Origin of the sequence: Micromonospora coerulea, assembly GCF_016598485.1 — a bacterium.
GTDB lineage: Bacteria > Actinomycetota > Actinomycetes > Mycobacteriales > Micromonosporaceae > Micromonospora > Micromonospora coerulea.
In genome coordinates this window covers 1-18,666 of sequence record NZ_JAEMUW010000003.1, presented here as the reverse complement: position 1 = coordinate 18,666, position 18,666 = coordinate 1, and the positions used below count along the sequence as shown (strand labels likewise).

17 protein-coding genes and 1 pseudogene are annotated in these 18,666 nt (G+C 73.9%); 10 read left to right on the top strand and 8 right to left on the bottom strand.

Features of this window, described 5'->3' with window-relative positions:
- Window positions 1-12: 12 nt before the first annotated feature.
- From I8N68_RS04660 to I8N68_RS04650, 3 genes are all read right to left on the bottom strand, one after another.
- The gene (locus tag I8N68_RS04660) at window positions 13-561 is read right to left on the bottom strand and encodes a YbaK/EbsC family protein (RefSeq protein ID WP_200208937.1); all 549 of its coding nucleotides are present in this window, start codon (window positions 559-561) and stop codon (window positions 13-15) included.
- A gap of 79 nt (window positions 562-640) precedes the next feature.
- Window positions 641-835, bottom strand: coding sequence for a hypothetical protein (locus I8N68_RS04655; RefSeq protein ID WP_200208160.1), 195 nt, complete (start codon window positions 833-835; stop codon window positions 641-643).
- Between the two features lie 85 nt (window positions 836-920).
- Window positions 921-2,318, bottom strand: coding sequence for an MFS transporter (locus I8N68_RS04650; RefSeq protein WP_307812602.1), 1,398 nt, complete (start codon window positions 2,316-2,318; stop codon window positions 921-923).
- A 378-nt stretch (window positions 2,319-2,696) separates the two neighbouring features.
- On the opposite strand from I8N68_RS04650, the gene I8N68_RS04640 reads away from it, so the two are divergent.
- Entirely contained in the window at window positions 2,697-7,319 is a 4,623-nt protein-coding gene (locus I8N68_RS04640; RefSeq protein ID WP_234038802.1) for a cation-translocating P-type ATPase, read from the top strand.
- 38 nt (window positions 7,320-7,357) lie between these two features.
- A complete protein-coding gene (locus I8N68_RS04635) occupies window positions 7,358-8,161 on the top strand; it encodes an MBL fold metallo-hydrolase (RefSeq protein ID WP_200208155.1) in 804 nt (267 codons plus the stop codon).
- Between the two features lie 129 nt (window positions 8,162-8,290).
- On the opposite strand, the gene I8N68_RS04630 is transcribed toward I8N68_RS04635, so the two are convergent.
- On the bottom strand, window positions 8,291-8,710 hold the full coding sequence (locus tag I8N68_RS04630) for a CBS domain-containing protein (RefSeq protein ID WP_200208153.1): 420 nt from the start codon (window positions 8,708-8,710) through the stop codon (window positions 8,291-8,293).
- Between the two features lie 71 nt (window positions 8,711-8,781).
- On the opposite strand from I8N68_RS04630, the gene I8N68_RS04625 reads away from it, so the two are divergent.
- The 4 genes from I8N68_RS04625 to I8N68_RS04615 all read left to right on the top strand — a co-directional run bounded on the left by I8N68_RS04625 (window position 8,782) and on the right by I8N68_RS04615 (window position 11,355).
- A complete protein-coding gene (locus I8N68_RS04625; RefSeq protein WP_200208152.1) occupies window positions 8,782-9,117 on the top strand; it encodes an NIPSNAP family protein in 336 nt (111 codons plus the stop codon).
- Window positions 9,118-9,320: 203 nt separating this feature from the next.
- Complete coding sequence (locus tag I8N68_RS04620) at window positions 9,321-10,844, top strand: serine/threonine-protein kinase (RefSeq protein WP_200208151.1); 1,524 nt, start codon at window positions 9,321-9,323, stop codon at window positions 10,842-10,844.
- 56 nt (window positions 10,845-10,900) lie between these two features.
- On the top strand, window positions 10,901-11,047 hold the full coding sequence (locus I8N68_RS33815; RefSeq protein WP_307812601.1) for a hypothetical protein: 147 nt from the start codon (window positions 10,901-10,903) through the stop codon (window positions 11,045-11,047).
- A gap of 2 nt (window positions 11,048-11,049) precedes the next feature.
- Complete coding sequence (locus tag I8N68_RS04615; RefSeq protein WP_307812600.1) at window positions 11,050-11,355, top strand: GNAT family N-acetyltransferase; 306 nt, start codon at window positions 11,050-11,052, stop codon at window positions 11,353-11,355.
- A 10-nt stretch (window positions 11,356-11,365) separates the two neighbouring features.
- On the opposite strand, the gene I8N68_RS04610 is transcribed toward I8N68_RS04615, so the two are convergent.
- Window positions 11,366-12,319, bottom strand: coding sequence for an L-threonylcarbamoyladenylate synthase (locus I8N68_RS04610; protein ID WP_200208934.1), 954 nt, complete (start codon window positions 12,317-12,319; stop codon window positions 11,366-11,368).
- 140 nt (window positions 12,320-12,459) lie between these two features.
- Here I8N68_RS04610 and I8N68_RS04605 point away from each other — a divergent pair, with 140 nt between their 5' ends.
- The 3 genes from I8N68_RS04605 (at window position 12,460) to I8N68_RS04595 (ending at window position 14,939) form a co-directional block, all read left to right on the top strand.
- Window positions 12,460-13,020 carry a hypothetical protein gene (locus I8N68_RS04605; protein WP_200208150.1) on the top strand — a complete coding sequence of 187 codons (561 nt, stop codon included), beginning with the start codon at window positions 12,460-12,462 and terminating at the stop codon, window positions 13,018-13,020.
- Between the two features lie 96 nt (window positions 13,021-13,116).
- Complete coding sequence (locus I8N68_RS04600) at window positions 13,117-14,175, top strand: hypothetical protein (protein WP_200208149.1); 1,059 nt, start codon at window positions 13,117-13,119, stop codon at window positions 14,173-14,175.
- A gap of 539 nt (window positions 14,176-14,714) precedes the next feature.
- A complete protein-coding gene (locus I8N68_RS04595) occupies window positions 14,715-14,939 on the top strand; it encodes a hypothetical protein (protein WP_200208146.1) in 225 nt (74 codons plus the stop codon).
- 120 nt (window positions 14,940-15,059) lie between these two features.
- Here I8N68_RS04595 and I8N68_RS04590 read toward each other — a convergent pair whose 3' ends face one another.
- A complete protein-coding gene (locus I8N68_RS04590; protein WP_200208144.1) occupies window positions 15,060-15,590 on the bottom strand; it encodes a GNAT family N-acetyltransferase in 531 nt (176 codons plus the stop codon).
- Window positions 15,591-15,714: 124 nt separating this feature from the next.
- Here I8N68_RS04590 and I8N68_RS04585 point away from each other — a divergent pair, with 124 nt between their 5' ends.
- A complete protein-coding gene (locus tag I8N68_RS04585) occupies window positions 15,715-16,239 on the top strand; it encodes an aldo/keto reductase (RefSeq protein ID WP_307812598.1) in 525 nt (174 codons plus the stop codon).
- 398 nt (window positions 16,240-16,637) lie between these two features.
- Here I8N68_RS04585 and I8N68_RS34465 read toward each other — a convergent pair.
- Both I8N68_RS34465 and I8N68_RS04580 read right to left on the bottom strand, forming a co-directional pair.
- A pseudogene (locus I8N68_RS34465) lies at window positions 16,638-16,735 on the bottom strand (IS481 family transposase); the annotation flags it as partial.
- 117 nt (window positions 16,736-16,852) lie between these two features.
- Complete coding sequence (locus tag I8N68_RS04580; RefSeq protein ID WP_200208140.1) at window positions 16,853-18,253, bottom strand: FG-GAP-like repeat-containing protein; 1,401 nt, start codon at window positions 18,251-18,253, stop codon at window positions 16,853-16,855.
- Window positions 18,254-18,666 lie beyond the last annotated feature (413 nt).

The window sequence follows — 18,666 nt, the reverse complement described above, 5'->3', positions numbered from 1 at the left end:
GCCCGCGATGATCTAGGCCGGCCTGGCCAGCCCTTCCACCACCGTCGCCCCGGGCAGCGCGCCGAGTGCCGGCCCGGGCAGCGCGATCTTGCTGTGCCGTACGCCGGATCCGATGATCACGTACGGCGTGGCGATCACCCGCGAATCGACCAGGATCGGCCACTCCTCAGGCAGGCCGATCGGCGTTATGCCGCCGTACTCCATGCCGGTCAGCTCCACCGCGTCGGCCATCGGCGCGAAGCTGGCCTTGCGCACGTTCAGCGTCCGGCGGACCACCCCGTTCACGTCGGCCCGGGTGGTGGCGAGCACGATGCAGGCGGCGTACCGGATCTCGCCCTCCCGCTTGCCGGCCACCACTACGCAGTTGGCCGACACGTCGAGGCCCACCTCGTACGCCGCGCAGAAGGCGGCCGTGTCCGCCAGCTCGGCGTCGATCGGCGCGACCAGCACGTCGTCCACGTCGACCGGCGCGTCGGCCGGCCACTGTTCGAGCGCGGCGGCCACCGGCGGTGCCAACAGGTCCAGCCGGGCGCGGGCCGGCTCGGTCTTCAGCGTCCCCATCACGGAAGCGATCCTCGCATCCGCCGCCCGGATCCGCTCGGCGGCCGGCCGGCGCGCCCGTTCCGGCCGGTCCGCACGATCAGCTCCCGGTGAGGAACGCGTTCTCGCGGGCGAAGGTGCGGTCCTGCACCGACGCGAGCTGCTCGGCGCGCAGCACCTGGGCGCGATGCGTTTCCACGTCCTCCATCCCGTGCCGGACACCCAGCCGGATCACGCCGTACAGGAAGACGAAACCGAACACGTAGAGGATCACCGTGGTGACGACAACCAGCATGCGGCCACGGTAAGACGAAGGTGAACCGCAGACGCTTTCATCTCCGGCCGGTTCCCCCGTACGTGTCGGCCGCGAAACCCTCGCATCACCCCGTCGGACCAGGCGACCTTCCCGTTCCGGACGGCACCACGACCCGGCCCGCCAGCAGCACGCCGAGCAGCCCGCAGCCGGCCGCCACCGCCAGGGTCGCCCCGTACGCCGCCGGTCCGGGCACCGCGCCGGCGGCGAGCACCGCGCCGGTCAGCGCCAGCACGGTGGCCGCGAACAACGAGTCGCCCAGTTGCAGGGAGGAGCTGTTCCGGCCCTGTTCGTCGGGGGCGGACAGGGCCAGGGTGAGCACCGACAGGGATGGGTAGAGCAGCCCCATGCCCAGGCCGGCGGTGGCCCAACCGAGCACCGCGAGCGGCACCGGCACGGCCGGCAGCACGGTCAACGTCACGGTGGCCGTACCGGCGGTGATGCAGGCCAGCCCGGCCCGGGGCGGCGTGGCGGCGGACCGCGGGGCGCGCAGCCGCCCCTGGAGCCAGGACCCGACCGACCAGGACACCGCGCCGACGGTGAGCACCAGCCCCGCCGCGGTCGGCGAGAACCCCCGCTCCCGGGAGAGCATCAACGGAATCACCACCTCCGCCCCGACGAACGCCGCCGAAGCCAGACCGCGCAGGCCGACCACCGTCGGCAGCCCGCGCCGGGCGCGCAGGAAACCCGCGGGCAGCAGCCGTGGCGCGCAGCCGAGCAGGCCGACCAGCGCCACCGCCACCAGCCCGGTGCCGAGTACGCCGCGCTGCTGCCCCCCGTAGTGCAGCAGTGCGGCGCTCGCCCCCGCCCCGCAGGCCCAGCCGATCCGGGCCAGCGCCCCGGCCGACGGCCGGACCGGCGCCGACGCGCCCAGCGCCCGCAACCCGGGCTGGATCAGCAGCACCGCCGGCACCGCGACCGCCGGCACCGCCAGGAAGACCCACCGCCAGCCCAGGTGCTCGACGATCAGGCCGGCCAGCGCCGGGCCGACCAGCGACGGGACGACCCAGGCCGCCGCGAACGCGGCGAAGACCCGCCGCCGCAACTCCTCGGGGTACGCCCGGCCGACGATCACGTACAGCGCCACGGAGAGCAGGCCGGAGCCGAAGCCCTGCACCACCCGGCCGGCGACCAGCACCCCCATCACCGGGGCGGTGCCGGCGACCAGCACCCCCACCACGAACCAGGCCACGCCGTGCCACATCGGCGCCCGGGGCCCACGCGCGTCGCACCAGATGCCGGAGACCACCATCGCGACCACGCCCGAGGCGAACGGGCCGGCGAAGGCGAGCGCGTACAGCGCCAGCCCGTCCAGGCTGCGGGCGACGGTCGGCATCGCCGTACCGACCGCCAGCGCCTCGAACGCGAGCAGGGAGACCAGGGCGACGCTGCCCACGGTCATCGCCCGCAGGCGCGGGGCGTACAGGTGCGGGGGCGGGGTGACGGGAGCGGCGGTGGCGGTCACCGGCGGTTCCGGGGTGCGATCGGCATGGGCTCAGCCTGGTGCCTCAACCCGGGTTGAGGTCAACGGTGAGCCCGGTCTCGTCAGGCCGACTCCAGCGCCTCGCCGACCCCCTTCACCAGCCCGGACATGTGCCGATCTGCCAGCAGGTGTCCGGCCGCGCTGACCAGGGCCGGCGGCCACTCGATGACCTGCAGCACCGGCATTCCACCGGCGACCGGTCCATGCCCTGCCCACCAGGGAAACTTCCCCCGGTCAGGGGGCATAACGGACGTCCCGCCGGGAAGCCAGGCCGCCGGGACGAAGCGCGGGAGGCGAGATGGCGTACGGCGAACGCGGCGGCACCGGGGAGCGTGGCCGGCGACTCGGCCGTACCCCTCGATGACAGCACTCGGCCGGGTCGCCGGCCGCCTGCTGCCGCCGGTCGGCGTGCCGGACGCCGTCACGCACGCGGTCCGTACCGTCGCCACCGCCGTGCCGGACGCGGCCCGCACCGTCGCGTCGGCCCTGCCGCACGCGGCGCGGGCCGCCACCTCGGCCGTGCCCGGCGGCGCGGCCGTACGGGACGCGGTGGGGCGGGTGGCCGTGCCCGAGCCGGTCTCCGGCGCCGCGTCTAGCGTCGGCGCCGGCGCGGCCCGGCTGGCCCGGCTCGCCGGGCTGACCCGCCGCCGGGTCTGGTCCCGCCACGGCCGGCACCACATCGAGGTGCACGGGGTCTGCCAGGAGGGCGGGGACCGGCTGGCTCGGCAGGTCGAGCAGGCGCTGGAACGGATGCCCGGGGTGGCCTGGGCGCGGGTGAACGCCCCCTCCGGCCGGGTGGTGGTGGCCGTCGAGGAGCCGAAGCCGCCGCTGCGCGACCTGATCGCGACGGTGTCCCGGATCGAGCGGGTCTGCCCATACGAGCCGGACCCTGAGGTGGCACCGCCGCAGCCGCCCGAGGAGGGGCCGCGGACCCCGCGGACCCTCGGCGCGCTGGCCTCCGACGCGCTCGGCCTGACCATCTCGGCGGCCACCCGGATCCTGCCGTTCACCCCGGCACCCGGCGAGGTCGCCGGCTTCCTCACCGCGATCGACCTGCACCCGAAGCTGCACGCCCTCGCCGACCGGGGGCTGCGCGCGGACCCCCGGGCCGAGCTGCTCTTCCCGCTCGTGGAGGCGGTCGCCCAGGGACTCGCCGGGGGCTGGACCGGCATCGTGCTGGACGGCGTGCAGCGGGTGGTGCAGTGGGGCGAGGCCCGCGCCCAGCTCGCCGCCTGGTCCAAGGCCGAGCCGCGGCTCACCGGCGACCCGGAGCGGGCGGTGGCCCGGGTGCCCGACGGCGAACGCCCCTGCCCGGTGCCGGACGGCCCGGCCGAGCGGTACGTGACCCGGATGCTCGCCGCGGGCGCCGTCGCCGGCGCGGCCGCGGTGCCGCTGGCCGGCCCCAAGCGGGCCGCCGCGCTGGCGCTCTCCGCGCTGCCCAAGGCCCCGGGCAGCGGCCGCGAGGGCTACGCCGCCCAGCTGGGCCGGATGCTGGCCCGGCGCGGCGTGATCGCGATGGACCGCAGCGTGCTGCGGAAACTCGACCGGATCGACACGGTGCTGCTGGACGCGGCGGTCCTCGGCTCGGACCGGGGCGTGCTGGCCGATCTGGCGCCCCTGCCCGGTGCGGACACCGGCCAGGTCGCCGCCCGGGCGTTCGCGCTGTTCGACCCGGCCGCCCCGGACGAGATGCGGGAAGCCGACGGCTGGCGGCTCGGGCCGCTCGACCGGGTCGGCGCCGACGACCCGGGTGACACCCCGGACAGCCGGCGGCTCCGGGACGGCGGGGGCACGTTGCTCGGCCTCGCCGAGGGCGACACCCTCGCCGCGGTGCTACGGGTGGAGCCCGCCCCGGCGCCCGGTGTGGACGCCCTACCCACCGCCGCCCGCCAGGCCGGACTGCGGCTCGTGGTGGCCGGCGACGGCGAGGGCCGGTACGACTTCGCCGACGCGGTGCTGCCCGGCGGTCCGCACCTGGCCGAGTCGGTACGCGCCCTGCAACGCGACGGCGCGGTGGTCCTGCTGGTCTCCGGCGACCGCCCGGCGCTCGGCGCCGCCGACTGCGGCCTCGGCGTGGCCGCCCCCGACGACCTGCCGCCCTGGGGGGCTCACCTGCTGGTCGGCCCCGACCTGCGCGTCCCCGCGCTGATCATCGAGGCGGCCGGGCTGGCCCGGCGGATGACCGGCCAGAACCTCCGGCTCGCGCTCGCCGGCAGCGGCCTCGCCGCGCTGGGCGCGTTCACCGCCGACCGGCAGCAGCTTCCCGGCCGGGCGCTGGCCGCGGTGAACGGCGCCGCCGCGCTGGCCTTCGCGCACGGCGTGTGGCGCGCGCGGCGGCTGCCGGACCCGACCCGCCAGGCCACGCCCACCGTGCCCGCCTGGCACCTGATGCCGGTGGAGACCGTGCTGCGCCAGCTCGACACCCGCCCGGACGGGCTCAGCGCGGCCGAGGCGACCCGTCGGCGCGGCCCGGCGGGCACCGAGACGGTGCGCCCGTCCGGGCTGCTCCGGGCCTTCGTCGACGAGCTGGCCAACCCGCTCACCCCGGTGCTCGCCGCGGGGGCGGTGCTCTCCGCCACGTTCGGCTCGCTGGTCGACGCCGCCCTGGTCGGCGGGGTGGTCGGCGGCTCCGCGCTGATCGGCGCGGTGCACCAGCACAACACCGAACGGTCCCTGGCCGAGCTGCTGTCCCGCTCGGCGGTTACCGCCCGGGTCCTGCGCGACGGCGCGGAGCAGGTGATCGCGGCGGAGGAGCTGGTGCCGGGGGACGTGGTCGCCGTCGGCCCGGGCGACGCGATCCCGGCCGACTGCCGGGTGCTCACCGCCGACGGGCTGGAGGCCGACGAGTCGTCGCTGACCGGGGAGTCGCTGCCGGTGGGCAAGACCGCCGACCCGGTGGTGGCCGCCGCCGTCGCCGACCGCCGGTCAATGCTCTACGAGGGCACCACCGTCGCCGCCGGGCACGGCACCGCCGTGGTGGTGGCCACCGGGGACGAGACCGAGGCGGGTCGGAGCCTCGCCCTGGCCCGCCAGGCGCCACCGGCCAGCGGGGTGGAGACCCGGCTGGGCACGCTCACCAACGCGGCGCTGCCGCTGGCCGCCGGCTCGGCGATCGCGGTGGCCGGGGCGGGGTTGCTGCGCGGCGTACCGCTGGCGGAGACGGCCGCGACCGCCGCGAACCTGGCCGTCGCGTCGGTGCCGGAGGGGTTGCCGTTCCTGGTCAGCGCCGCGCAGCTGGCGGCGGCCCGCCGGCTCGCCGAGCACGGCGCCCTGGTCCGCAACCCGCGCACCATCGAGGCGCTGGGCCGGGTGGACGTGCTCTGCTTCGACAAGACCGGCACCCTCACCGAGGGCAAGCTGCTGCTGGCCGGAGTGGGCGACGGCGACGGCCGCCGGTACGCCCCGCCGGACCGGCTGGACGAACCGCTGACGCTGACCCTGGCCACGGCGCTGCGCGCCACCCCCGTCGCCGAGAACCCGGAGGAGCTGCCCCAGCAGACCGACCGGGCGGTACGCCACGGCGCCGGCACCCCCGGGGTGACGGAGCTGACCGGCGCGCCAGGGTGGGCGGCGGTCGGTGGGCTGCCGTTCGAGCCGTCGCGCGGCTACCACGCCACGGTGGGGCGTACCGGGGACCGGCTGCTGCTGAGCGTGAAGGGCGCGCCCGAGACGGTGCTGCCGCGCTGCGCGGCCCGGCGTACCGACGCGGGCGACGAGCCGCTGGACGAGGCGGGCCGGGCGGCGCTGCACGGGATGCTCGCCGAGCGGGCCAGGGCGGGTCACCGGATCCTCGCCGTCGCCGAGTGCCCGGTCGGCGCGGAGACGGTGACCGACGAGCAGGTCGACGGGCTGGTCTTCGTCGGCTTCCTGGCGCTCGCCGACGGGGTCCGGGAGAGCGCCGCGCCGGCCGTCCGGCGGATCCGGCAGGCCGGCGTGCACACCATCATGATCACCGGGGACCATCCGGCGACCGCCGAGGCGATCGCGTCGATCATCAGCCCCGACCACGGCGACCAGCGGGTGGTCACCGCGGCCGAACTGGACCGGCTCGACGACGAGGCGCTGGCCGACCGGCTCACCCGCACCGACGTGGTCGCCCGCTGCACCCCCGCCCACAAGGTACGCATCATCCAGGCGCTGCAACGGCACGGCCGGACGGTCGCGATGACCGGGGACGGCGCCAACGACGCGCCCGCGATCCGGCTGGCCGACGTGGGCATCGCCCTCGGCCAGCGGGGCACCCCGGCGGCCCGCGCCGCCGCCGACCTGGTGGTCACCGACGACCGGCTGGAGACCATCATCGCCACCCTGGTCGAGGGGCGGGCGATGTGGTCCTCGGTGCGCCACGCGCTGAGCATCCTGGTCGGCGGCAACCTCGGCGAGATCGCGTTCAGCGTGCTGACCGCCGCGGCGACCGGCCGATCCGCGCTGACCGGCCGGCAACTGCTCCTGGTCAACCTGCTCACCGACCTGGCACCCGCGCTGGCCATCGCGGTCCGCCCGCCCGCCGCGAACGGAGCCGACGGGGCCGACAGTCTGCTCCGGGAGGGCCCGGACACGTCGCTGGGCGCGACGATGACCCGGGAGATCGCCCTGCGCGCCGCCGCCACCACGCTGGGCGCGACCGCCGGGTGGACGCTCGCCCGCTACACCGGGCGGCAGCGGCGGGCCGGCACCGTCGCCCTGGCCGCCCTGGTCGGCACCCAGCTCGGCCAGACGGTGCTGGCCGGCGGCACCAGCCCCGCCGTGCTGGCCTCCGCCACCGTCTCGCTCGGCGTGCTGGTCGCCGTGGTGCAGACGCCCGGCCTCAGCCAGTTCTTCGGCTGCACCCCGCTCGGCCCGGTGGGCTGGTCCATCGCCGCCGGCTCCGCGCTCGGCGCCACCGTCGCCAACGGCGCGCTGACCCGACTGGTCGACCGCCTGCCGCAGCCGGGCGTCCGGTCGGCCGCCGACCACGACGGCGGGCCGGCGGCGGACCGCTGAGGCGCATGGCCGCACCGATCCCGGGTACGGCTGGGGGCATGGCGACCGACCGGCCCGAGGTGACGTTCATCGGTACCGCGACGACGGTGCTCCGGATCGGTGGCTTCACCCTGCTCACCGACCCGAATTTCCTACACCGCGGGCAGCGGGCGTACCTGGGGCACGGGCTGTGGTCGAAGCGGAGCACCGAGCCCGCGCTGGGCGTCGCCGAGCTGCCCACCCTGGACGCGGTGGTCCTGTCCCACCTGCACGGAGACCATTTCGACCGGGTGGCCCGGCGCGGGCTGGACCCGTCCCTGCCGATCGTCACCACCCGGGAGGCGGAACGGAAGCTGAGCCGCTGGGGGTTCGCGGCGGCGCAGGGGCTGCCCACCTGGGAGTCATACGAGCTGCACCGCGGCGACGCCACCCTGCGGCTGACCGCACTGCCCGGCCAGCACGGCCCGGGCGCGCTGGACCGGCTGCTGCCCGACGTGATGGGCACGATGATCGACCTGGACCGCGCCGGGTCCCGGCAGTTCCGCCTCTACGTCACCGGGGACACCCTGCGCCGGCCGCAGCTCGCCCAGATCCCCGAGCGGTACCCGGACATCGACGCCATGCTGATCCACCTCGGCGGCACCCGGATCGCCGGCATCCTGCTCACCATGGACGCGAAGCAGGGCGCCGACGTGGTGGAGCTGGTCCGCCCGAAGCTGACCGTGCCGATCCACTACGACGACTACCCGGTGTTCCGCTCGCCGCTGCGGCACTTCGTCGAGGAGGCCCGCCGCCGGGGCTTCGTCCGCCAGGTGCGGACGATCCTGCGCGGCGAGACCGTCCCGCTGACCCCGCCGGCCTGACCCGCCGGGGAACCGGTGGCAGGTCCTCGGCCGCGAACCGCCGCTCGGCCGTGGCCGCGCTGGGCAGCGCTGGGCCAGCGGAACACCGCCCGTTCCGGCCTGGGCCGGAGCGGGCGGCGATCGGTGTGGTCAGGCGCGCTCGGAGATGGCCTCGATCAGGTCGCCCACCGGGCGTTCCGGCAGCGACCGGGCCACGTCGGCGACGGCGACGATCCCGACGAGCTCGTGCCCGTCGATCACCGGCAGCCGGCGTACCTTGTACTGGCTCATGGTGCGCAGGATCTCCGCGGCGTCGTCGTCGGCGCCGATGGTCACCGCCTCACCCTGGGCGAGTTCACCCGCAGTCACGCTGCCCGGGTCGCGGCCCTCGGCGAGCACCTTCACCACGATGTCCCGGTCGGTCAGCATGCCCTTGAGCCGGTTGTCGGCGCCACAGATCGGCAGCGAGCCGACGCCGAGCTCGGCCATCCGGCGGGCGGCGGCCTTGAGGTCGTCCTGCTCCCGGACACAGGTCACGTCACTGGTCATGATTTCGCGTGCGGTCGGCATTGGCATGACACCTCACTTTCGGGGGGTTGTTACCTGTTCTCCTACCCCCAGGGACGGGAGGCATTCCGCACATGGACGGTGACCTGGCGGGAATACCGCGAGCGGAGGTGATCGAGGTGTCCTTCGTCCAGGTCATCGAGTACGACACGGACCGGCCCGACGAGGTACGGGCGCTCAGCGCGGAGTGGGGACGGCAGCAGCTGTCGAACGCCCCGGCGCGGCTGACCGTCGCCGAGGACCGGGATCGACCCGGACATTTCGTGATGGTCGCCGAGTTCGACAGCTACGAGCAGGCGATGGCGCACAGCGCCCAGCCGGAGACCGGCACGTACGCCGAACGAATGCGGCGGTTGGCCCGGAGCGAGCCCCGGTTCGTCAACCTGGAGGTCGCCCACCAGCAGGCGTGACCACCGTCGGCGCACCGCACCCGGAATCGGCGCCGGCGGCCGGGCGACGCCCTTCTGAGGGGCATACCTACTAGCTTGGGGGATGGTCCACGGCGAGCAGATCCTGACGACCCGTCCGCAGACCTCCCGTCCGGCGGGTGCCGGACCGACGGTCCCACCCACGGCCCGGTGTAGCAGGGACCGCGGCTGGAAAATGTGACGTGGTGCTGAGACGTCTGCTGGATGGCCGCTACCAGTCCGAGGAACTGCTGGGCACCGGTGGCATGGGCGAGGTGTGGCGCGGACGCGACCTGCGGCTGGACCGGCCGGTGGCGATCAAGGTGCTCACCGCGGCCGGCCTCGACGAGCCGATGGCCGCCGAACGGTTCGACCGGGAGGCCCGTACGGCGGCGCGGCTGAGCCACCCCCACATCGTCGGGGTGTACGACTTCGGCACCGAGGAGAGCGACTCCTACCTGGTCATGGAGCTGGTGGAGGGGCGTACGGTGTCGGCGCTGATCGCCGACGGCCCGCTCCCCGTCGGGCAGGCGCTGTCGATCGCCGTGCAGGCCTGCGACGGGCTCGCCGCCGCGCACGCGGTCGGGGTGGTGCACCGGGACGTCAAGCCCGGCAACCTGATCGTCACCCCGTCGGGCACGGTGAAGATCTGCGACTTCGGCATCGCCCGCCTCCCCGGTACGGGCGACCAGAACACCCTCACCGGCCCGGCAACCAAGCTCGGCACCAGCTCGTACATGGCCCCGGAGCAGGCGCTGGGCCGGCCGGTCGACGCGCGTGCCGACCTGTACGCCCTGGGCTGCACCCTCTACGCGATGCTGGCCGGCGCCCCGCCCTTCGCCGGCGACCCGCTCAGCGTCCTGCACCAGCACGTCAACGAGCCGCCTGCGCCCCTGCGTAGCCGCCGTCCCGACGTACCGGTGGAGCTGGACGCCCTGGTGTCGGAGCTGCTGGCGAAGGACCTCGGCGACCGGCCGGCCGACGCCGCGGCGGTCCGGCACCGCCTCGCGGCGCTGCTGCCCTCGGTGGGTACCCCCGCCGCCCCGGTGCTGGTCGGGGCGGCCCGGCCGGTCGGTCCGGCGGGGCCGTCCCGCGCGGCTTGGTCCGGCGCCGACGGGGTCGGTCCGCCCCCGGTCGGTGCCGCGGCGGCCGGAGGCGGCGACACCGGCGACCGGCCGACGCGCTGGCGCGGCCTCCTGCTGGCGGCGGTCGCCGTGCTCGGCGTCGCGCTGCTGGCGCTGGCCGCCGTGGCCCTCCCGGGGCGCGACACCGGCCCGCCGGTCGCCGGGCCCACCGCCACGCCCACCCCGGCGGTCACGGCGACCGGACCCGACGCTCCGGCCGTGCCGGCCACCGTCGCCCCGACCACCGCGACGCCGCGGACGCTCGCCCCCACCACCCGGCCGCCAGCCAGCCGGACGCCGAGCTCGCGGGCCATCTCCCGCACGCCGAGCCCGCCGCCACCCAGGGACCCCGTGGTGGCGATGCGCCTGTCGATCCAGGAGCAGGTGGAGACGGGTCAGCTGAACCCGGACGCGGCCGACGACCTGCACGCCAAGGTGGACGCGATCGCCAAGGAGCTCGCCGAGGACGACGCCGACCAGGCCGAGGAGCAGCTCAAGAAGCTGCGGGACAAGCTCGCCGAGCTGCTGCGGGGCGGCAAGCTGAGCGCCGCCGGCTACGACGACCTGACCGCCGACGCCGACCGGATCGCCGCCGAACTGCGGTGAGTGGGCGACCGTAAAGCGGTGGAGCGGGTGCCGGCCCGGCCGGTAGCGTGCGGCCGGTGCCCCGCCTCGTACCGATCACCACCGACAACGTCCTGGCCGCCTGCGCGATCGCGGTCCGACCCGACCAGGAAGGGCTGGTCGCGCCGGTCGCCCGGTCGCTCGCCGAGGCTACGTCCAATCGGACGTCGCCTGGCCGCGGCTGATCGTGGACGGCGACCAACCGGTGGGCTTCCTGATGGCCTTCTTCGACGTGCGCTGGCGCGACGACGACCCCACCGACGTCCGCTCCGGCCTCTGGCGGCTCAACATCGACGCCGGGCGGCAGGGCAGGGGGTACGGCCGGTTCGCCGTCGAGTCGCTCGCCGCCGAGGTGCGGCAGCGCGGTGGCACCCGGCTGATCACCACCTGGGTGCCGGGCGAGCACGGCCCGGAACGCTTCTACCAGCGGCTGGGCTTCCAGCGCACCGGCGAGCTGAGCGGCGACCAGGTGGTGGGCGCGCTGGCGCTGTGACGCCGCCCGGTCAGTGCCAGGTGGCGGCGGCCCGCCGCAGCCGGTCGTTGATCGCCCGACCCACCCCGACGTCCGGGACCGGCTCGGCGACGATCTCGGTCACCCCGGCGGCGTCGAGCCGGTGCAGGGCGTCGAAGAGCCGCGCGGCCGCCACGGTCAGGTCCCCCTCCGGGGAGAGCACCTCCACCGCCGCCCAGTCGCCCACCGCCGGGGTCTGCCGGTAGGCAAGCAGGCCCCGCCGCCCGCCGTCGCCCGCCGCCGGCTCCGCCGCCCCGACGATCAACGGGGTACGCGGGGCGTAGTGCGCGGCCAGCGTGCCCGGCGCCACCGGCTGGCCGGAGCTGCCGGGGCGTACGGTGACCGGCCCGACCGCCTCGACCAGCGCCTCCACCGGCAGCGCACCGAGCCGGAGCACCACCGGCTGCGGGCCCCGCGCGTCCACGATGGTCGACTCGATGCCGCACCGGGTGGGACCGCCGTCGAGCACCACGTCCACCGCGCCGCCCAGCCCCGCCACCACATGCTCGGCGCGGGTGGGGCTGAGCTGCCCGAAACGGTTGGCGCTCGGCGCGGCCACCGGCACCCCGGCCGCGGCGATCAGCGCGCGGGCGGCGGCCTCGTCCGGCACCCGGACCGCCATGGTGTCCAGACCGGACGTGACGATCGGCGGGATCACCGCCGGCCGGTCCACGATGAGGGTGAGCGGACCGGGCCAGAACCGCTCGACCAGCGCAGCGACCGCCGGCGGCACCGCACCGATCAGCCCGGGCAGGTCTGCCGCGTCGGCCAGATGGGTGATCAGCGGGTCGAAGCTGGGCCGGGCCTTCGCCTCGAAGATCCGCGCCGCCGCTCGGGCGTCGAGCGCGTTCGCGCCCAGCCCGTAGACCGTCTCGGTGGGGAAGGCGACCAGCCCTCCGGCGCGGAGGACGGCGGCGGCTTCGGCGATGCCGCTCTCGGCGGGCAGCACGCGCGGGGATCCGGTGGTCACGCCCCGACGCTAGCCTGCCACCCGGCCGCCGCGGCCACGGGTCGGCGGGCACGGCGACCACCGATCTATCCTTCGTCCATGCGCAGGCGTCCCCGTCGCCGCCAGCCCGACTGACGATGCGCCGGCTCTGGTACGCGTTGGCGGGAGTCCTCGCGCTGCTCGGCTGCCTGGGCCTGACGGCCACGGTCCCGGCGGTACGGCGGGCGATCTCACCCCGGGCCGAACCCACATCGCTCCCTCTGCGCGTCGCCGGCCCCCGGTACGACGGGTTCACCGTCGACGTCGACCGCGCCGGCCGGTACGCCGTCTGGGCCACCCGGCCCATCGGCGCACCCGACCTCGATCGCTGCGCGGCGACGGGCCCCGACGGGCGGGCGGTGCCGATGGCCGCGCCGAACCGGGTCGTCGAGTGGACCGAGGTCGCCACCGACGACACGCGATGGACCTGGCTGGCGAGCCTCAACGCCCCGACCCCCGGCCGGTACGCGTTCTCGTGCCGGCTCGACCCCGGCCCGTCCGGTCAGTACGCCGTGACCCGGGCACCGGAGGCCCGGCTCACCGCCCGCCTGTGGCTGGAGCAGTGGCGGGGCCTGCTGATCGCCGCCCTGCCGGCCGGCGTCGTGATCCTGGTGATGACGGCGACCTGGCGGCGTCGCGACGGCAACCAGGGTGCCTGATCCGCAGATCCCCGAAGCCGGGCAGCACGGGGCCGTGGCCGTTGCCGGCATCCAGTACCGTCCGAGCGGCAAACTCCTCATAGCACGGGGGAATCCATGACAAGTTCCTTCAGTTCCCGTCGCCTGCTCGCCTGGACTGCGCCGGTGGCGCTCGCGCTGACCGCGCTCGCCCCGGCCCTTCCGGCTCAGGCGGCGGCGATGCCGCAGACCACGCCCACCGTCACCACCGGCCCGGTCGACAAGGACCTCAACGGCGATGGCGTCCCCGACCTGGTCGCCGTCGGCGGCCCGGGCACCGGGCTCGGCTCGGGCGTCTGGTCGGCGCTCGGGGTGAAGTCCCGCAAGACCGGCGTCGGCACCGGCCAGGTGCAGACGGCCACCAACATCGGCCTGCGCGGCAACGGCGTCACCGGGATCAACGCCCCGACCGACTTCGACGGGGCCCAGGTTTTCACCGGGCGCTTCACCGGCTACGACCGCCAGGACTTCCTGGACTACTACCCGACCGGTGTCTCGGCCGGAAACGGCGGCGTCATCGTCGGCGCCGGGGACGGCACGATGACCGACCCGGCGCTCAGCGGCAACCAGTTCTCGATCATGGCCGACCTCATGCTCGACGCCAACGGCAACAGCCCGCTGCAGCTGGCCAGCGCCTTCGATGCCCGCGGCGTCGACACCGTCATCCCGGACCTGATCGGCATCGCGGGTGACGCCACCAACGGCTACCGCCTCAACTACCACTTCAACGGCGCGGCTCCCGGCCTGTACTACAACACCACCGCCCTGACCAACCCCACCCCGACCGGCGGCACCGACTGGCAGAACTGGACCATCGCCAGCACCGAGACCGCCTCCGGCGTCGGGCTCTTCCTGCGCAACGCCACCACGGGTGACCTCTACCTGTGGACCGGGGTCACCATGGTCGACAACGGTGACGGCACCGGCACGCTGACCAACACCCAGTACCAGGTGGCGGCGAACTGGAACACCGGCGTCGCGATCGGCACGCTCGAGGCCGCCGACATCAACCTCGACGGCACCCCGGACCTCTGGGCCGTGATGACGGACGGCACCTACCGGGCGTACCTGATCTCCGGCCTGTCCACGACCGGCACCGCGACGGTGACCACGACCCGCGCCCAGCGACTGGTCTGACCTGCTGGGGCGCGCCACCACTCGGGGGCGTGCCCCAGCCTGGTCAGCCATCGAACCTCAGCCGCTGATAACGGCGCGTGGGCTGCGCGTACCCGGAGGCTCTGGTGGTCAGCGGCCCAGCGCGGGGTCAAATGTGGGCCGACGACACAACTGCCATTGGCGGATTCCGGCCGCTCTTCGACGACGACGGAGTGCCGCTCGGATTCGCCCGTTGGTATCGCCGCTGGCTGGACGAGTCAGCAGGCCAGGTGTCAGATCACCTCAACACCTGAGGGCTGGTGTGCTGTTCAGCGGATCTCCTCGTCGGGCAGTCGCCGGACCGGCCAGGCCTCTGGAAGCCTGGTTGACCGAGTGGCTGCGGGACGTGAAGGCGCACGACGGCACTCGGCCGTCAACGCTGGTGCGCTACCGCCTGGCCGTGAGCAAGCACCTGGTGCCCGGCTTGGGCCGGGTGAAGCTCGATCGGCTGACCGCCTCGGGACGTACAGCGGTTCCTGACCGGGCTGCGGGGCAAGCTGGCGCCGGCCAGGATCATCAAGGTGCACGCGGTCCTGCGGGTCGCCTTGGCCGACGCTGAGCGGATGGACCTGGTGGCGCGCAACGTCGCCAAGGCGGCCAAGCCTCCGGCCCTCGGCCGGGCCGAGCGGCGCGCGCTGACGCCCGGGGAAGCCAAGACGCTGCTGTCGGTGCTGAGCGGTGACCGACCGGAAATAGGAGCGTCCACTCCCCGGCAGCCGGGCTGTCTGGTCTCGGGACCTGCGTGACAGATCGGTATCAGGACCCGCGTGACACTGCGCCGACGGCTGGCACGGTAGGTGTCAGCGAACACCGGGCACCGTGATCGCAAGGCGCGGCTTCAGCGCACTGCGGTGGGGCGATGGCGTTCAGCCGGTTGCCGGCGACGGCTTCACCACCTGGTACATGGCGTGATCCTGCCACCGGCCGGCGATGTTGAGGTACTCCGGCGCCATGCCGAACTGCATGAACCCGTTGCGTTCCAGCACCCGCTGCGATCTGACGTTGTGCAACAGGGTCTCTGCCTGCATCCGATGCAGCCCCAACTCCTCGAAGGCCACCCGCACGATCCCGTGCACCGCCCTGGTCGCGAACCCTCGGCCATTGTGGCTGGCGCTTACCCAGTAGCCCATGGAGCATGACTGGAAAGGGCCACGCACTATGCCGTTGAGCGTGATGCGGCCGATCACGCGACCGGCGTCGTCGAGGATGACGTGGGGCAGCTTCGATCCCTGCTCGTGCTGCTGGAGATCGGCTTCGATGACGGCGTGCTGGCCGTTTGCCGTGAAGTAGTCCTCGCTCCGGATCGGGTCCCACGGCGCGAGAAACTCACGGTTGACGCGGAGCAGCTCGGCCAAGGCCGGCACATTCTCCGAGGTAACGAGTCGGGTGATGTTCACCCGACCATCGTCCCAGGCGGGCATGTCCCCTTCCTCGCCAGGATGGACCGGAGGCGGGGCACGCCATGATCGTCTAGGGCCTGCCTCAAAGTGGGGTCAGGAGCCAGTCGTTGATGACCGCGATGTGAAGGATGGATATTCGATCCTGGCCCGCGGAATCGAGACCTCGCTCCTGCCCGTCTGCCAGCGCTACGGAATGGGGGTACTGGTCTGGAGCCCACTGGCCTTCGGGTTCCTCACCGGCAAGTATCGCAAGGACCAGCCCATCGACCTGTCAACCGGCCGTGCCACAATCCGGCCGGAACTGTTCGATCCCGCGAACGCGGAGACCGCAGCCAAGCTCGACGCCGTCGAACAGCTCGTCGAACTCGCGGCAAGCATCGGCTGTACCCTCCCACAGCTGGCCGTGGCCTTCACTGTGGCTCACCCCGCCGTCACCTCGGCGATCATCGGACCGCGGACCATGCAGCAGCTGGAGGATCTCCTCAAGGGCGCCGCGCTCACTCTGGACGATGCGACCCTCGACCGGATCGACGAGATCGTGCCACCTGGCACCAACCGGTTCAACCCCCACGCTGCCTCGGCCCCACGCTCACTGACCGACACGGCACTGCGTCGCCGCCCACTCGCCGAACGCGCCGCCGCCTAGTCACGCGAATCTCCTCGTCGGCCGTCCAGCATCCCCGGACGGGGTCCGGGGATGCTGGTCGCCCTTGTGGTGCCCGGCGAGGTGATCCGCTCCCGGCTGATCTCTGAGGAGGGTCGGGGTTCGGGGCGGAGCCCCAGGTCTTCAAGGTCTTGTCGTCCGTCAGCGTGGCCGGCCGGCCCGGCCGATGCCGGCCGGAGGTCGCCAGCAGGCCGGGGCCGGGTCGGCGCGGCCCGCTTTGCGGGCCGCCTTGACGCCGTGACAACCCGCTACCGGCGGCAATGTGGTTGTGCGCCAGGCAGGGCTGCCGCCTGGGTGAGGTCCTCGGGATGGAGCACGACGCCCGCTGCATCGATCAGGAGCGAGCAGAGCTGCACATCGTCCAGCAGCTGCGGTACGCGCTTCTGCTTGAGGCGTTCGTAGGGGGTCTGGCCGCCGAGGCCGCCGGGGGGCGATGGTAGTTGTAGTAGTCCTCCCATTCGCGGAGCTTGTCGTTGAAGGCCGTCGACCCGCCTGGGCTTTTTGAGAGCACCGGTGCGCGACGATCGAGCGGCCCGATGCCGCCGAGGCTTGAAACCCACGACAGCGCCGAGCTCCGACATCGCCGCGGTGCCATCTAGGGGACGGCATGGATGTCGAATTTCTCCCACAGCCCGATCGCGGTGCGGTTGGCGATCAGCGGGTAGGCGCCCGCCTTCTCGGCCGTCACGTACTTGCCGTTGACGTTGGCCCGCAGGCTGATGCTGCCGTCCGAGTTGTAGATGACTTTGAACTTCTCCCAGGAGCCGACCGCGGTCCGGTTGGCGATCAGGGGTTGGGCACCCGCGCTCTCCGCGGTCACGTACTTGCCGTTGGAACGCGAGCGCAGACTGATGAACCCGTTGCCCGCGTCGATCATGTCGAACTGCTCCCACAGCCCGATCGCCGTCCGGTTGGCGATCAACGGCTTGGCGCCGGCGCTTTCGGCCGTGACATAGCGGTTGTTGACCCGGGCGAGGAAGGCGATGGTCGATGCGGCTCGATGGATGTTGCGCAGCACGACCAGGTTGTTCTGCTGGTCGGCGAGTACGGCGTCGACGCGCTTGTCACCATCGATGTCCCCTAGTGCGAGACCCTGGCTGTGGTAATGGGTGGCGTAGGGAACGGGGTGGGAGATCGGGGATCCGAGCGTGCCGTCGGACTGCTGCAGGAGCGCAGTGACCTGCTGCCAGCCGCCGTGCGCGATGACCAGGTCCTTGCGCCCGTCCCCGTTCAGGTCGGCCGCCTTGACGGGCTGCGGGATGTCCGGCGTGCTGTAGACGACCGGGGCGGCCAGCGTGCCGGTGGCCGTCTGGCGGAAGACGTTGAGCAGGGCCCCCGGGCGGTTGCCGCTGTCAGTGACCGCCACGTCCGCGCGGCCGTCGCCGGTGACGTCGGCGATCTCAATACCCTCGTGAATCCCCCAGTAGTCCTCGATCGGGGTGTGGGCGGTGCGCCTCCACCCGGTGGTGGTGCGGTGGTAGACGAGGACGTCCGTCTCCCTACCGCTGAGGGCGATGTCCCGCCAGCCATCGCCGTCCACGTCGCCGACCGCCAGGGCGTATACCCACTCCGGCCCCACGACGGACAGTACGAAGACACCCGAGGATTCCTGGCGCAGCAGCATCGTTCCCGCCTCACCGTTGACCACCAGGTCCTCGTCGCCGTCACGATCCATGTCGGCAGCGGCGATGTACTCAGCGCCTGCCGTGCCCGCAAGCAGCCCACGGATCGCCAGCCGCCCCTCCGTGGTCTGCGTCAGGACCTGCACACCGGCCTTGGTAGCCAGCGCCACGTCTCGCCGCCCGTCGCCGTTGGCGTCGAGCACCGTGACGCCCATGCCCGCCCGGTCGCTGGAGCTGAGCCCCGTCTGGTATCGGACCGGTGACGCGAGCGAACCGTCAGCCTGCTGCGCGAAGACGAGGAGGTCGTAGACGTCGGACGGGTCGGCGTGGACCAGCATGCCGAGCAGCACGTCTGCCCGGCCGTCGCCGGTCACGTCACCGATCGCGGTAGCTGTTGGGGAGGGACCCACTGAGATGGCCTGGGCCGGCCCGAAGATCGGCTCGGAGGCGGCGCTGACCGAGACTGTCGACAGGGAAGGCGACGGCGATGCGGCGGAGGCGGCGGAGGCGGCGGAGGCGGCGGACCCGATCGGACCCAGGACAGCTAGTGCGAGCGCGATCGCCGCGATACGACGGAGCGACATGGCATCCCCTTGCCGAGAGGACGGATCGATGATCCGAGTGTTCCATAGATCTATCGACTACGCTCGCTGGCTGGCTGGCTTCGACGGTGATGCGCCGTCGCTTAGACACAGGCCCTCTAGACCCCTGTCGCGTATCACCTGGCGGAGATGCGTAGCGGATCCGTTGGCGGATCACATGGTCCAACCGGCAGGGGCCTCGGCGC